This is a genomic window from Rhodococcus sp. 5A-K4, from assembly GCF_046097995.1.
In the GTDB taxonomy this organism is placed as follows: Bacteria; Actinomycetota; Actinomycetes; order Mycobacteriales; family Mycobacteriaceae; genus Rhodococcus_F; species Rhodococcus_F erythropolis.
Window position 1 is genome coordinate 51255 of record NZ_JBJURM010000002.1, and the last position, 14989, is coordinate 66243.

Consider the following 14989-nt stretch of genomic DNA (forward strand, 5'->3'; position numbering starts at 1 on the left):
CACACACGAATGAAAGGTGCTGACTCTCGTGGCGGACATCGGATATCTGGCTTGGGATCTTGCGGAGAAGTACGGGAAGAAGCCGTGCCTGCGGGACGACCACGTCGAACTCACGTATGAAGAGTTCGCAGAGCGTACGGAAGCTGTTGCCGCGCAATTGGCCGGACTCGGAATCGGACTCGGTGACGTGGTGGCGATCATGCTGCCCAATCGCGCCGAGTTGCTGATCGCGATCATGGCTGCCTGGCGCATCGGTGCTGCAGCTACGCCCATCAATCCGATGTTCACCGCGAACGAAGCGGATTACCAGATCGCGGACTCCGGGGCCGAGTTGGTCATCACCGCTACTGCCGATGCGCCCTCGGGTGGCCGTGCGGTGTTGGTCGTCGACGATCTGGCGACAGTGCCGCCGACCGATCCCCGACCCGGAATCGATGTTGCAGCAGACGATCTGGCGTTGCTCATCTACACCAGCGGCTCCACTGGACGGCCCAAGGGAGTGATGCTCACGCATTCCAACCTGCAGTTCATGGCTTCGTCGATGGGCAAGAACATCGGTGTTACCGGCGCGGATCACTGCCTGCTGATTCTGCCGTTGTTCCATGTCAACGCGATCTGCGTCAGCGTCCTGACGCCCTTGCTTGTCGGCGGACAGGTGAGTGTCACCGGGAAGTTCTCGGTTTCGAGATTCTTCGACGACGTTGCGCGGCTTCGCCCCACGTATTTCTCGGCGGTGCCGGCAATCTACGCGATGCTGACCTCGCAGCCGGAAGACGCCTCGATCAATACGTCATCTTTGAGATTTGCCGTGTGCGGTGCGGCGCCGATCAGCAAGGAACTCCTCGAACGCGCGGAGCAGCGTTTCGGTTTCGTGATCGTGGAGGGTTACGGACTCACCGAGGGGACCTGTGCGTCGGCCTGTAATCCTGTGGAGGGCCTGCGCAAACTGGGTACGGTCGGCCCGGCGTTGCCCGGCCAGCAGATTGCCATTCTTGCCGAGGACGGAACCTTTGCTCCCGTCGGAACTGCCGGAGAGGTGGTCATCAAGGGCGGCAACGTGATGCGTGGCTATCTGGGCAAGCCGGAGGAGACCGCGAAGACCGTCAAGGATGGTTGGTTGCATACCGGCGACGTCGGGGTCCTCGACGAAGACGGCTACCTGACCCTGGTCGATCGCATCAAGGACATGATCATCCGTGGGGGCGAGAACATCTACCCCAAGGAGATCGAAAATTCGCTCGCCACACATCCTTCCGTGCTCGAGGCCGCCGTCATCGGCGCTCCGCACCAGGTCTACGGAGAGGTGCCAGTTGCCTATGTCGTTGCCTACCCCGACGCGCCCGTCACCGAAGGCGAACTGCTCGAACATGTCACGGCCTTGCTCACCCGAGTAAAGGTGCCAGTGGCGATCTACGTCGTCGATACGCTTCCCCGAAACCCGGTGGGCAAGATCGACAAACCCGGAATGAGACGAGCTTTGAGCGCAACTCCCGCTCACTAGTCCCTTCCCCGTAATACCAGCACAACTCGACGACGTGCGTCGAGTCGATCCGTCATGCCCACATTCCGTATTTCAGGAGCACATCATGGGATTCAAAGAAGGAAACTTCCCTCCCGTCGATCCGGCAACCTTCATGGACAAGCCGTTTCTCGAGCGTCTGCGTGACATGTCCACGCACTGGGTGGATTACGGCTTCGGTACACCGAAAATGGTCCACACCGTCTACATCATGAAACTGTTGTTCCTCTACCTGGCAGCTGGAACAGCCGTTGCCACTTTGACTTCCGGCCTCTCGTGGTTCGACATCGGATCATGGTGGAACCAGCCGATCGTCTACCAGAAACTCATCATCTGGACGATGATGCTCGAAATCCTGGGCCTGGCAGGGTCTTGGGGTCCATTGGCCGGCCACTTCAAACCGATGACCGGTGGAGTTCTTTACTGGATCCGCCCCGGCACGATTCGCCTTCCACCGTGGCCGGGCAAGGTGCTGCTCACCTCGGGTGACACCCGCACGGTGTTCGACGTCTTCATCTACGTCGCCGTAGTCGCCAATCTTCTTGTTGCCGTAGTTCTTCCCGGCGTTCACACCGCAGGAATCGATTCGGCAATCGCCGACAATGCCGGACTGGTACGCCCGACGGTCTTGTACTCCTTCCTCGTGCTCATGGTGATTCTCGGGTTGCGGGACAAGGTGCCCTTCATCGCTGCCCGTAGTGAGCAGTACCTGCCGGCGATCTTCTTCTTCACGTTCCTGCCCTTCGTCGACATGATTCTGGCGCTCAAACTGCTGATCGTCATGGTGTGGATCGGTGCCGGTGTCTCGAAGTTCGGCCGTCACTTCTCGCTGGTGGTCCCCCCGATGCTCAGCAATACGCCGTGGATCCCGTCGAAGAAGATCAAGCGTGCGCACTACCGGAATTTCCCGGAGGATCTGCGACCCTCGCACCTCGGCGGCGGGGTCGCACACGTGGCCGGAACGATGGTCGAAATCGTCACCCCGTTGATACTGCTCTTCTCGACGAACAAGACACTCACCATCCTCGCCGTGATCCTCATGGTCGGATTCCATCTCTTCATCGCGTCGACCTTCCCGCTGGCCGTTCCGCTGGAATGGAATCTTCTGTTCGCTTACGCCTCGGTCTTCCTGTTCCTGGGCTTCCCGGCGTGGGACGGCTACGGCCTCGGCGCCATGTCTTCACCCTGGATCACAGCGGGAATTATTGCAGCCCTTGCTTTCTTCCCCATTCTCGGAAACCTTCGACCCGATCTGGTGTCGTTCCTGCCGTCGATGCGTCAGTACGCCGGCAACTGGGCATCTGCGACGTGGGCATTCGCGCCGGGCGCCGAAGCAAAGATCGACCAGTACATCAAGCGTCCGTCGCCGGATACGCGTAATCAGTTGATGACGATGTACCCCGAAGATGTGTCCGATGTCGTTCTGCATCAGCTGTTGGGCTGGCGTTCCATGCACAGCCAGGGGCGTGCACTGTTCTCACTGATGATCAGGCACCTCGGCGACGACATCAACACGTACTCGCTGCGGGAAGCCGAGTTCATGTGCAACTCCATCGTCGCCTTCAACTTCGGTGACGGGCACCTGCACGACGCGAAGTTGATTGCCGCCATTCAGCGTCGCTGCAATTTCGCGCCCGGCGAGTTCCTGGTGACCTGGATCGAATCGCAGCCCATCCACAAGGGAACGCAGGAGTACCAGGTGATCGACGCAGCTCTCGGCGTCATCGAACGAGGTACTTTCAAGGTCGCCGACGCAGTTGCCGAACAACCGTGGTTGCCGAACGGGCCCATTCCGTTCGACGTTCAGTGGACACTGGACGTACGGGCCGACCGCGCGGCAACAGATCCGCAGGTTGTCTCCGAGCCGAAGATGCGTACGAGGGCCAGCGGTAGCGAGCAAGAGGTGAGTAAGTGACAAAGGCCGTAGTCGTCGGCAGCGGGCCCAATGGGCTCGCTGCCGCTGTACACCTCGCACGTAGCGGTGTGGACGTGCAGGTGCTCGAGGCTGCCGACCAGATCGGCGGAGGCACCCGCTCCGGTCCGATCGACGTGCCGGGGTTGATTCACGATCACTGCTCGGCGTTTCACCCGATGGGTATCGGCTCGCCGTACCTGTCAAAGCTGGACCTCGAGCGATACGGGCTGATCTGGAGATGGGCAGAGGTGGACTGCGCGCATCCGCTCGACAACGGGGACGCCGGTGTTCTGTACCGCTCGCTGGAGCAGACGGCGGCGGGACTCGGCGCGGACGGACCTCGATGGCAACGCATGTTCGGTGACTTGTCGACGGGATTCGATGCATTGGCGTCCGACCTGATGCGCCCGATCGTCAATGTCCCGCGGCATCCGCTGCGGCTCGCAGCTTTCGGTCCGCGAGCGCTGCTTCCGGCAACCGTGACCGCGAAGTTGTGGAAGACCGACAAAGGGAAGGCGCTGTTCGGCGGGGTTGCCGCGCACGCCTTCTATCCACTCAACCGTCCGGCCACCTCGGCGGTGGGATTGATGATCACTGCTGCTGGTCACCGCTACGGTTGGCCGGTTGCCGAGGGAGGTTCGCGTTCGATCACCGACGCCATGGCCGCGATGCTCCTCGATCACGGCGGCAAGATCGACACCGGCATTCGGGTTCGCACGGCCTCCGAGATTCCGGACGCCGATGTTGTTCTGCTGGATGTCAATCCGGGGGGTGCGCTCGAAATACTGGGCGATCGACTCCCTGGCCGAGTGGCGAGAGCCTATCGAAAGTTCAAGCAGGCTCCCGGAGCGTTCAAGGTCGATTTTGCGATCGAAGGTCATGTGCCGTGGACCAATCCGGATTGCGCTCGGGCCGGAACTGTCCATCTGGCAGGTGGTTTCGACGAAATCGTGGCCGCTGAGCGTGAGACGAATTCAGGCCGCATGCCGGACCGGCCGTTCGTGCTCCTCGGTCAGCAATACCTGGCTGATCCCACCCGATCTGCCGGGAACGTTCATCCGCTGTACGCCTATGCGCACGTGCCACACGGATATGCCGGCGACGCTACGGAGGCGATCATTCGTCAGATCGAGAGGTTTGCGCCAGGATTCCGGGATCAGATCGTCGCGACATCGAGCAGTGGTACAGCTGACCTGGCGCAAGACAATCCGAATCAGGTAGGCGGCGACATCATCGGAGGTGCCAACACCGAACTGCAGGTTGTCTTGCGTCCGCGCGTCGCAGTCGATCCGTACAGCACGGGGATCGCGGGCACTTACCTGTGCTCGGCCTCGACCCCGCCGGGTGCCGGAGCACATGGAATGTGCGGGTACAACGCGGCCGAATCGGCTCTGAAGTACCTGCGACGAAAGGGTGCGGAAGTTCTGTGAGTAGTCCATCGCACAAGGAGCGAGGCGCCGGCGCGATGCGGCGCCTCGCCCGAGTGCCTGCAGCCGCGGAGCCGGAAGTGCTTGCGGTGGTTGCCGAGTTGGCCCGACGACTCGACGAGCGCAGTGCCGACATCGCGCGTGAGATGGCCTTCATGATGGCTCACGAAATCGACCAATTGGATGCAGACGCCAAATTGCTCGAAATGCTCGAGGCCAGCGTGCAGGGAAACATCACGACGATCATCCACGTACTGGCCAACGACATTCCGATCGATCATCTCCAACCGACCACTGCCGCAGTGGAATACGCTCTGCGTCTGGCGCAGCGGGACGTTCCGTCCAACTCTCTCGTTCGGGCCTACCACATGGGCCAAGGCGATCTGATGCGGATCTGTCACGACGAAATCAGCACACTGGATATTCCGGCGCGACTCACTTTGGCTGTCCTGAAGCACACTTCGGATGTGGTCTACAGCTACATCGACTGGATCACGCTCTACGTCTTCGACGCGTACGAGCGGGAACGCAGTCGATGGATGGCAGCGCAGGGAAACCTCCATTCGGCCGCGATCCACGCCCTCCTGTCCGGCACCAACGCAGATACCGCTGCTTTCGAAGCGGAGACCGGGTACCGCCTGGGTCAGAACCACGTCGCCCTGGTGGTTTGGTCGACGTGGGATGCGGACGTCATGGGCATCAACACGCTCGATCGACTCGTACGTGATCTCGGCGCAGCGGCGGGAGCGGACAAGCCGCCGATCATCACCGCCATCGATCGACGCACGGTGTGGGCGTGGCTGCCGTTCGGTCGCCGGGTGCCTGCGCCGGATCCGGAGGTTCTCGCTGCGGCAGTGCCGTTGGACGGCGGAGCGCGGGTGGCAATCGGACTGCCAGGGTCAGGGGTCGAAGGTTTCAAGCGATCTCACGAACAGGCAACCGCCGCCTATTCGGTTGCTGCCGTGCCGGATACGCCGCAACGGCCGGTGGTGAGCTTCGGGGACCGCGGCGTCGCTGTGGTTTCACTTCTGTCCGAGAACATCGATTCTACGAAGTCATGGGTCTGGGAGGTGCTAGGCCCGTTGGCGGACGATACGCCTTCTGCTGCATCCTTGCGGACGACGTTGAGTGTGTACTTCGCCCACGGAGAAAGCCATCTGCACACTGCCAATCACATGAATCTGCACCGGAATACCGTGAAGTATCGCATCAACAAGGCGCTCGGGGATCCAGTCGCTGCCGGCCGAGACAAGTTGGATCTCGCTCTGGCCCTGCAGGTTTGTGAGTTGTTGGGTAGATCGGTCTTGCGCCCCGCCAAAACGTCGTGAGTTGTGGACGCGACACGGCCTGTGGGCTCCGTATCGGGGTTTGATGTCCGATGCGGAGCCTGGCCGTGTTCTGTTGTGCCTGAGGTTCTTCTCAGGTTTTGAAGGTGGTGTTCGCCGGTCGTGGGTGCTGCTGCGGGTCGATCGAGGGCGGTGGGATGAACCACGGTTTGTTGTCGACGCCGATGCGGATCACCCATTTCCCGACGAACCCGGACTTGCGGTGCATCAGCCGGTGATGTGAACGGCACAGCAGGACAAGGTTGTTCATCACCGTCGGCCCGCCGTTCGCCCAGTGCCGAATATGGTGCGCATCGGTCCAGGCCGGTACACACGTGCAGCCGGGGAACGCGCAGCCTTTGTCGCGGGCGATCAACGCCACTCGCTGTTCGGCGGACACCAACCGTTTCCCGGGTTTCGCATCGAGCGGCGCGCCGTGGTCGTCGAGCAGCACGGTGGACAGGAAACAGTCGCAGCCGAGGAGTCTGGTCTGCGAGACCGAGAGTGGTCCGAGCCAGGGCATGTGCCCGACATCGAGATCCGATACAGTCGCTCCACCACCACCACCACCACCACCACCACCACCATCGGGCGAGGGCGCGGCGGCGCAATCGCGATGCTCAGCTAAATCACGAGCATTGATGTGCACGTTCACGTGCGGCCGCTGGCCACCGTCGGTGCCGGTTTTGGCGCAGTCGAGGTAGCGGCGGATCAGTTCGGTGAACCCGTCCGCGGTCCGTTTCGCCGCCGACCGGGCATCGGGGGTTCCATCGGGTGCCGGGGTGGGCATCGTCAGATTCGACAACGCCGACAGCAGCATTTCGCCGGTGAGGGCGTCGAAATCTCCGCGCACCACCACCCGGCCGTTCAACGTCGACGCGATGCGCAGCTCGTTCCGATCCTCATCTTCGGCGGGTGGAATCTCATCGGATTCGAACACTCGCTCCAAGGTCGCGATGACGTTCCGGACTTTCGTCGTCGTGGCCTCCACACCGGAAGCAGCAGCCAACAGTAGGTCGATACAGCGAGGGAGCGCGGCGTCGGGCATGCCCTTCGGTGGTGATTCGCAGAACGCCACGATCAGCACGGCGTGCTCGAAGGAGCAGTCCCCGACGTCGAACCGGGCCGTCACCGCGGGAAACGGTCGTAGCGCTGCACCGAGGGCGGCGATCTTCTTCCCGTCCCGGACCTGCAGCATCGTGTTGGCCGCCAACCACGAACCGACACCGCGGCTGGCGATCACCTGATCATCCGGGCGCATCGAGAGTTCGTCGACCACCGCCACCCGAACGGCCTCGAGCCGCAGAATCTCCGCACTCGCCGACACCGCAGCGGCACGTAACTCAGAAGCAGTCAACCGCCACAGGCGTCCGCGCAACCCCACCGCAGAACCACAAACGACGTCAGATGATGTGTTGATACTCATTGAATCCCCCGATCCCCACCTCAAATCATACTCGAACATGCGTTCGAGTCAAGAGCTGATTCACTAAAGAATCGGCCTGACTCTGCGATGTCAGCGGGTTGTCATACTGTGGTCGAGTGACTTCGCCGTGGACAGCTGGGCAGGTGGCGTCGGTAGCTCCCGACGCCGCATCGCTGGCCGCTGCGCGTAAGTTGGCTGGTTCGTGGAGCCATGCCGGCAGTAGCGGTCTCGCGCTCTGGGGGCTGTGTCAGGGCAGCGGCTCGAAGCCGTATCAAGCAGTGGTTGACCTGCGGGGCCCTGCATACAAGTGCTCGTGCCCCAGTCGAAAGTTTCCGTGCAAACATGCTCTGGGGCTGCTGGTGGAATGGTCGGAAGGGCGTGTGCCGTCGGCGGACGAGCCGGCCGACTTCGCGGCAGAGTGGTTGTCGCGCCGCGAGGAGAAGGCCGAGAACACCGGCGAAAGCGGTGACGAGGCTCCCAAGAAGTCTCCCGACCCGGCGACAGCGCAGAAGCGCGCCGACCGCGTTGCGGGCGGGCTCGTCGAATTGGACCTGTGGATCACCGATCAGATCCGCAGTGGTCTGGCGGCGATGGACACATCTTGGGCGGGCTTCGACGCGGTAGCCGCTCGAATGGTGGATGCTCAGGCGCCCGGTATTGCAGGCACGCTTCGAGCATTGGCGGGAATCGTTGCGTCTACGGAGAACTGGCCCGAGAAGGTCCTCGACGAGTTGGCTCGGTTGCACCTGCTGGTCGCTGGGCATCAGAAGCTGTCCAAGTTGCCGGAAGATCTTGCCTATTCGGTGAAAGCGCACGTCGGCTATCCCGTCTCAACCGAGAGTGTGATGGAATCGATTCCGGTGAAAGAGAACTGGATGATTCTCGGTTCCGGGATCACCGAGGAGAAGCGACTGTTCACCCGAACCGTGTGGATGCTCGGCAGGAATTCGAAACGGTGGGCCATGCTGCTCGACTTCTCCCACGGGTCACCCAACTTTGCCACCGAAACGCCGCCAGTCGGGTTTCTGCTCAATGCCGATGTTCATTTCTATCCCGGTGCCGCGGCATTGCGGGCGCGGATGGGGGCAACGCACGGTGAACCGGAGCCCTTCACAACCATGCCGTTCGGAAGCATCGACGTTGCGTTGCAGCAGTTTACCGATGCCCTCGCCGCAGATCCCTGGTTGCGCTCGTGGCCGGCAGTGATCAGTTCGGTGGTCCCGTCGTTCGTCGACGGTTCCTGGTTTCTCGTCGACGAATCGGGCACAGCGCTTCGGGCAGAGGGTGATTCGGATCTTCTGTGGAAGTTGCTCGGTATTTCCGGCGGTTACCCGGTCACGGTCTGCGGAACGTGGAATGCGCTGGCTCTTACTCCGATCTCGGTTTTCGCAGGAGGGCAGGTGATCGTGCTGTGAGCACATTGATCTCGGCTGCTCTTCTCGGGACCGCCAGAACCTCGACAACATTCGAGGAGCTGCCGGCCGAAGTGCGAGGCCATGCCCGCGAACTCGACGGCGATCCTGCCGAGATGCTTCTGGCGGCAGCGGCGTTGGAGAGGGCGTACCGCCGTGGCGGTGCGGGCTCCACCACGGCGGCGGTGTCGACACCTGCTCCAGACGATGTGCGATTCACGCTGCCGGAATCCTCATCGGCGCACCTGCTGTCGATGCTCGCGGCCAAGGCGACCTTGCTCGACGAATGGTTCGCAGTCGCGTTGGAGCGCAACTACCGTGCGCCTGATCATCTGGTCGCCGAGTTGCTTTCCTTTGCACGTGCGAGCGAAGCTCACCGGGAGAGCATCCTGCAGATCGTCGGCGAGCGTGGCCGATGGCTAGCCGCGCAAAACCCCGAGTGGAGCAAGCTCGTCCGAACCAGGGATGCAAATCCGGATGTCTGGCGTCACGGAAGTTCGTCCCAGCGCACGCAGTGGCTGATAGACACTCGCCGAACAGATCCCGCGCTGGCACTGGCCGAACTCAGAAAATCGTGGGGCACCGAGCGGGGCGAACAGAAGGCTGCATTTGTCTCGACTCTGGCAATCGGATCGAGCGCCGACGATCAACCATTGTTGGAGGAAGCCCTCGACGACCGTCGCAAGGACGTGCGACGCGCAGCAGCGGAGGTGCTCGGACGTATTCCCGAATCGGAGTTCGGGGAGCGAATGGCTGCGCGGGTTCAGAAATGGGCGCGGGTGGAGCGGAAACTGCTTCGATCCACGTTGGTCATCCTGCCGCCTGAGGAAGTCGATGCGGCGTCGAGGCGAGACGGCATCGAAGATCGGCCGAATCCACACACCGACTATCGTGCCGAGTACGTGCGTCAGGCGATCAGTTCTGCACCGTTGTCTTTGTGGAACAACATGATCGGTGAACCCGGCAAGGTCATGGGGATGAGCGTTGACGAAGGCTGGGAGCCGATCCTTCACGACGCTTGGTCCACCGCTGCAGTCGCGCAGAACAATGCGGAATGGGCGCTGGAACTCTTTCGCACGCGCGGCACGGCCACCGATCGACGCCTACTCCCGTTGGTGCCGGCCAAGGCTCTGGCTGACCTGTTGAGGTCTGGAAACGGCGACGCCAATGTTCTGCACCCGGGCAGGGCAGCGATCTACGACGCTCTGCGAGGTCCATGGCCAGACGACATCACCCGGGCAGTCGTGGCCCAGTGGGAACGAGTTGCGGCCAGACGTGCCGATGGGGGCGCCAAGGCCGGCGAATTCTCGCGCTACAAATACAGCGCATCGCTACGCCTAGCCGAGAGTCGATTTCCCTACAGCGCAGTAACTTTGCTCGATCGGGCTGCGGAACGTGCACTTGACCCGGACTGGCGGCAGACCTTCGCCAGAACTGCCAGCGCCATCACCCACCGCAAGACCCTGCTCGAGGAGCTCACATGACTGACAGCGTAACCGTGCCCACCACAGAACCGGCAAAGCTGATGCGGCCCCACGCAGAGCAGGAGTACGCACTCGAACTCGAAGCACTGGCCGCGCAGGACACCCGTCCGCGTCCACCGTCGTGGAACTTGTCGCCCTGGGCCGTGGTGACGTATCTGTTGGGTGGCACTCTCGACGACGGAACAGTCATTTCACCGAAGTACGTCGGTCCACGGCGGTTGATGGAAGTGGCCGTCGCAACTCTTGCCACCGACCGGGCACTACTGCTGTTGGGCGTGCCGGGTACAGCCAAGACCTGGGTCTCCGAACACCTTTCGGCTGCAATCTCGGGTGCGTCGACGCTCCTGGTTCAAGGCACGTCGGGTACACCCGAGGAAGCTATCCGCTACGGCTGGAACTACGCACGCCTTCTCTCGGAGGGGCCGACCGCCGGTGCGCTGGTGCCGTCACCTGTGATGACCGCGATGGAAACCGGGAAGATCGCCCGCGTCGAAGAGTTGACGCGTATTCCGGCCGACGTGCAGGACGCCCTCATCACCATTCTCTCCGAGAAGACGTTGCCGGTGCCGGAACTGGGCATCGAGGTGCAGGCAGCCAAGGGCTTCAATCTGATCGCTACCGCCAACGATCGCGATCGCGGTGTCAACGATCTGTCGTCCGCACTACGTCGACGGTTCAACACAGTTGTTCTCCCGTTGCCGGCCAGCGAGGAGGACGAGGTGGCTATCGTGGCACGCCGAGTCGAACAGTTGGGCGCAGCACTGGAATTGCCGACAACCCCCGCAGCAGCCGAGGAAATTCGCCGGGTCGTCACCGTGTTCCGGGAACTGCGATCAGGCACGACCACCGACGGCCGCACCAAGTTGAAGTCCCCGTCCGGAACTCTGTCGACGGCGGAGGCGATCTCGGTGGTCACCAACGGTTTGGCGTTGTCTGCGCATTTCGGGGACGGCGTACTGCGGGCATCCGACGTCGCTGCCGGAATCCTGGGTTCGGTGATCAAGGATCCGGTCGCAGACAAGGTTGTGTGGAACGAGTACCTCGAGGCAGTAGTGCGTGAACGCGGCGAGTGGTCCGACTTCTACCGGGCGTGCCGCGAGGTCACCGGGTGACCATCGTGATTCCGGACCTGCGTGTCCGGGTCTTCGGTATCCGTCACCACGGCCCGGGATCTGCTCGTTCGGTTCGGCAGGGCCTGGACGAGTTTTCCCCCGACGTGGTCCTGATCGAAGGTCCTTCGGATGCAGACCCGTTGGTGATGCTGGCGGCATCGGAGTCGATGGAACCGCCGATTGCGTTGCTCGCGTACGCCACTGGCGAACCGTCGAAGGCGGCATTCTGGCCGTTTGCGGTGTTCTCACCCGAATGGCAAGCGCTGCAGTGGGCTGCGAAGAACGGTGTGCAGGCAAGGTTCTGCGATCTGCCCGCGTTCAACGTGTTGGCGGATCAGGGGATTCGTACTGTCCGCGAGGGCGATCCTCTGTCTGAACTGGCCGCGGCCGCGGGTTTCGACGACACCGAACGCTGGTGGGATTCGGTGATCGAATCAAGCTCGGGCGCAGATTCTTTCGATGCGATCACCGAGGCGATGGAGGCGCTGCGTGAGACGGTGCCGATCGACGAGGAGACAGCGCATCGCGAAGCATATATGCGGCAGGTGCTGCGAAAGACGTTGAAGGATGGCGCCGAGCGGGTAGCGGTCGTCTGCGGTGCCTGGCACGCGCCGGCGTTGGTCGGAGCCTTGGGGCCTGCGGCACCCGACGCCCGCATTCTCAAGGGGATGTCCAAGGTCAAGACCTCGCTGACCTGGGTTCCCTGGACACATTCACGCCTGGCGTCGGCATCGGGTTACGGAGCCGGAATTACCTCGCCGGGCTGGTATCACCATCTGTTCACCGCGAACGACAAGACGATCACGCGGTGGCTCACCAAAGTTGCGAGGGTGCTCAGGGACGAGGACCTTCCGATCTCGAGTGCTCACGTCATCGAAGCTGTCCGATTGGCAGATACGTTGGCTGCACTGCGTTCTCGCCCGCTGGCCGGATTGTCGGAAGTTACCGAGGCTACGAGGTCGGTAATGTGCGACGGAAACGACGTTCTTCTGGATCTGATCACACGAAGACTCGTTGTGGGCGAAGCCCTGGGCGCGGTGCCCGAAGAAACTCCGACGGTTCCGCTCGAAGCAGACCTGCGAGCACGTTCGAAGACTTTGCGGCTCAAACAACAAGCGGGAGCCAAGAATCTCGATCTGGACCTGCGACGCGATATCGACGTCGAGCGTTCCCAGTTCCTGCACCGACTGGGGATCCTCGAGATCGATTGGGGAACCCCGGCCGACAGTGAGGTCCGTTCCACCGGAACTTTCCGAGAGACTTGGGCGCTGCAATGGAAGCCCGAATTCTCGGTCTCGGTGATCGAGGCGTCGCTGTGGGGTACGACGGTGGCCGCAGCGGCGGCATCACGTGTCGTCTCGAAGATCAACGAGCCGGACATCACTCTCGCGTCACTGATCGGACTACTGGAGAACTCACTGCTCGCAAACCTCCCGGCAGCTTTGTCTGCGGTTTTGGAGAGTGTGAAAACAGTTGCGGCACTAGACCATGACGTGTCACATCTGATGGCGGCGCTACCGACGCTGACCCGAACGCTGCGATACGGCGATGTGCGCGGAACCGATGTGACGGCGTTGATCGACGTCGCCGACAGCTTGTTGATCCGGATCTGCACCGGCCTCGCAGTCGCCGTCACCGGACTGGACGATCCCAGCGCCGAGGAGTTTCGCGATCACCTCGACAAGGTTCACTCGGCAGTCATGGTCCGTGACGATCGCGATGCGAGCGCACGGTGGCTGCAGGCGATGGCCGGCGTGATCGACCGTGACGACGTCAACGGTTTACTCGTCGGACGGATGGTGCGGCTACTGCGCGACAGCGGTTCGATCACGGAAACCGCTGCAGCCCAGCGCTTGTCTCGGGCCCTGTCCGTGGGCAGCGCGCCGACCGCCAAAGCCGGGTGGGTCGACGGGTTTCTCGGCGGCGGAGGGCTTGTGCTCGTTCACGATCGAGCGTTGCTCACGCTGATCGACACGTGGGTCCGCCAACTTCGTGAGCAGGACTTCATCGACACGCTTCCGTTGCTTCGACGCACGTTCGGAGCCTTCGAGGCAGGGGAGCGTCGAGCGATCGGTCAGGCGGTCAGAGGTGGACGACGCGTCGAGACGACAGTGGAGACCGATACTCGACGCGGCCGAGCGGCAATGGCGGTCGTTGCCGAGATACTGGGAGCGCGCGTATGAGCGACGACGATCAGCGCCTTCGGCGCTGGAGATTGATGCTCGGGGAATCCGCCGAAGAATCGACGGGAGGGCTGGGCCAACCGGGCGACAGTCGAATGGATGCAGCTCTCGCAGCGCTCTACGACTCGTCCGGCCCGACCAAGGGGCGCCGCCGCTCAGCCGGATTGGGGGCGTCGGCGCCGTCCGTCGCCAGATGGCTCGGCGATATCCGGACGTACTTTCCCAGCACGGTGGTGCAGGTGATGCAGAAGGACGCAATCGACCGACTGGGTTTGGCGCAGTTGCTGCTCGAACCGGAACTGCTCGATGCCGTCGAGCCAGATGTACATCTGGTCGGGACGCTGCTGAGCCTCAACCAGGTCATGCCGGAGGCCAGCAAGGCCACCGCTCGAATGGTCGTCGGGAAGGTGGTTCGGGAAGTCGAAGAGCGAATCGCGCAGAAAACGAAGGCCGCGGTGACCGGGGCACTCAATCGTTCGGCCAGAACGTCGAATCCGAAGTTGCGTGACATCGACTGGGACCGAACCATCCGAGCAAATCTGTCGCACTACCTGCCGGAGTATCGAACCGTCGTCCCCGAGCGGCTAGTCGGATACGGCCGCAAGTCGAAATCTGTGCAGCGCGACGTGGTCCTGGCGATCGACCAATCGGGTTCGATGGCGTCCAGCGTCGTCTACGCGTCCGTGTTCGGCGCGGTGTTGGCGTCGATGCAAGCGCTGAAGACTTCGCTCGTGGTTTTCGACACCGCCGTCGTCGATCTGACGGACAAACTGTCCGACCCCGTCGACGTCCTGTTCGGGACCCAACTTGGTGGGGGCACGGACATCAACCGCGCAATCGCGTACAGCCAGTCGCTGATCTCGCGTCCTGCCGAGTCGATGTTTGTTCTGATCTCGGACCTCTACGAGGGCGGTATTCGGAACGAGATGCTGCGGCGCATGGCGGCCATGAAGAATGCCGGCGTTCAGGTTGTGGTTCTGCTGGCGCTCTCGGACGACGGCGCTCCATCGTTCGATCACGACAATGCAGCGGCGCTGAGTGCCCTCGGGATTCCCGCGTTTGCGTGCACGCCGGACAAGTTTCCGGAACTGCTCGCGGTCGCTCTGGAACGCGGCGACGTGTCGGCCTGGGCCGATCAACTTGCACTCGAACAGCGCTGACTCGAACGGCACTGACTCAAACAGCC

At 62.3% G+C, this 14989-nt stretch carries 10 protein-coding genes; 9 read left to right on the forward strand and 1 reads right to left on the reverse strand.

The features are described from left to right. Nucleotides 1-28 precede the first annotated feature (28 nt). The 4 genes from ACKAMS_RS02565 (at nucleotide 29) to ACKAMS_RS02580 (ending at nucleotide 6189) form a co-directional block, all read left to right on the forward strand. On the forward strand, nucleotides 29-1501 hold the full coding sequence (locus ACKAMS_RS02565; protein WP_070796034.1) for a class I adenylate-forming enzyme family protein: 1473 nt from the start codon (nucleotides 29-31) through the stop codon (nucleotides 1499-1501). An 85-nt stretch (nucleotides 1502-1586) separates the two neighbouring features. Then, nucleotides 1587-3434: a DUF3556 domain-containing protein gene (locus ACKAMS_RS02570; RefSeq protein WP_408988563.1), complete on the forward strand. Its 1848-nt coding sequence runs from the start codon at nucleotides 1587-1589 to the stop codon at nucleotides 3432-3434. After that, on the forward strand, nucleotides 3431-4864 hold the full coding sequence (locus ACKAMS_RS02575; RefSeq protein WP_019745784.1) for an NAD(P)/FAD-dependent oxidoreductase: 1434 nt from the start codon (nucleotides 3431-3433) through the stop codon (nucleotides 4862-4864). Before ACKAMS_RS02570 ends, ACKAMS_RS02575 begins: the two co-directional genes overlap by 4 nt. A 35-nt stretch (nucleotides 4865-4899) precedes the next feature. After that, complete coding sequence (locus tag ACKAMS_RS02580; RefSeq protein WP_019745783.1) at nucleotides 4900-6189, forward strand: CdaR family transcriptional regulator; 1290 nt, start codon at nucleotides 4900-4902, stop codon at nucleotides 6187-6189. A gap of 91 nt (nucleotides 6190-6280) precedes the next feature. Here ACKAMS_RS02580 and ACKAMS_RS02585 read toward each other — a convergent pair whose 3' ends face one another. Continuing rightward, entirely contained in the window at nucleotides 6281-7612 is a 1332-nt protein-coding gene (locus tag ACKAMS_RS02585; protein WP_408988564.1) for a DUF222 domain-containing protein, read from the reverse strand. 116 nt (nucleotides 7613-7728) lie between these two features. Here ACKAMS_RS02585 and ACKAMS_RS02590 point away from each other — a divergent pair, with 116 nt between their 5' ends. The 5 genes from ACKAMS_RS02590 to ACKAMS_RS02610 are packed head-to-tail and all read left to right on the forward strand — an operon-like array spanning nucleotide 7729 to nucleotide 14963. Further along, a complete protein-coding gene (locus ACKAMS_RS02590) occupies nucleotides 7729-9027 on the forward strand; it encodes an SWIM zinc finger family protein (protein ID WP_070795512.1) in 1299 nt (432 codons plus the stop codon). Continuing rightward, entirely contained in the window at nucleotides 9024-10508 is a 1485-nt protein-coding gene (locus ACKAMS_RS02595; RefSeq protein WP_408988565.1) for a DUF5691 domain-containing protein, read from the forward strand. The genes ACKAMS_RS02590 and ACKAMS_RS02595 overlap by 4 nt, the downstream gene beginning before the upstream one ends. After that, nucleotides 10505-11620: an AAA family ATPase gene (locus tag ACKAMS_RS02600; RefSeq protein WP_020909497.1), complete on the forward strand. Its 1116-nt coding sequence runs from the start codon at nucleotides 10505-10507 to the stop codon at nucleotides 11618-11620. Before ACKAMS_RS02595 ends, ACKAMS_RS02600 begins: the two co-directional genes overlap by 4 nt. Further along, complete coding sequence (locus tag ACKAMS_RS02605; RefSeq protein WP_021345870.1) at nucleotides 11617-13803, forward strand: DUF5682 family protein; 2187 nt, start codon at nucleotides 11617-11619, stop codon at nucleotides 13801-13803. The genes ACKAMS_RS02600 and ACKAMS_RS02605 overlap by 4 nt, the downstream gene beginning before the upstream one ends. Then, nucleotides 13800-14963, forward strand: coding sequence for a VWA domain-containing protein (locus tag ACKAMS_RS02610; protein ID WP_046379481.1), 1164 nt, complete (start codon nucleotides 13800-13802; stop codon nucleotides 14961-14963). Before ACKAMS_RS02605 ends, ACKAMS_RS02610 begins: the two co-directional genes overlap by 4 nt. The last annotated feature ends 26 nt before the right edge of the window (nucleotides 14964-14989 follow it).

Coding starts and splice junctions, on each gene's coding strand:
- ACKAMS_RS02570 (WP_408988563.1), top strand. CDS start 1,587: ATGGGATTCAAAGAAGGAAACTTCCCTCCCGTCGATCCGGCAACCTTC.
- ACKAMS_RS02580 (WP_019745783.1), top strand. CDS start 4,900: ATGCGGCGCCTCGCCCGAGTGCCTGCAGCCGCGGAGCCGGAAGTGCTT.
- ACKAMS_RS02585 (WP_408988564.1), bottom strand. CDS start 7,612: ATGAGTATCAACACATCATCTGACGTCGTTTGTGGTTCTGCGGTGGGG.
- ACKAMS_RS02600 (WP_020909497.1), top strand. CDS start 10,505: ATGACTGACAGCGTAACCGTGCCCACCACAGAACCGGCAAAGCTGATG.
- ACKAMS_RS02610 (WP_046379481.1), top strand. CDS start 13,800: ATGAGCGACGACGATCAGCGCCTTCGGCGCTGGAGATTGATGCTCGGG.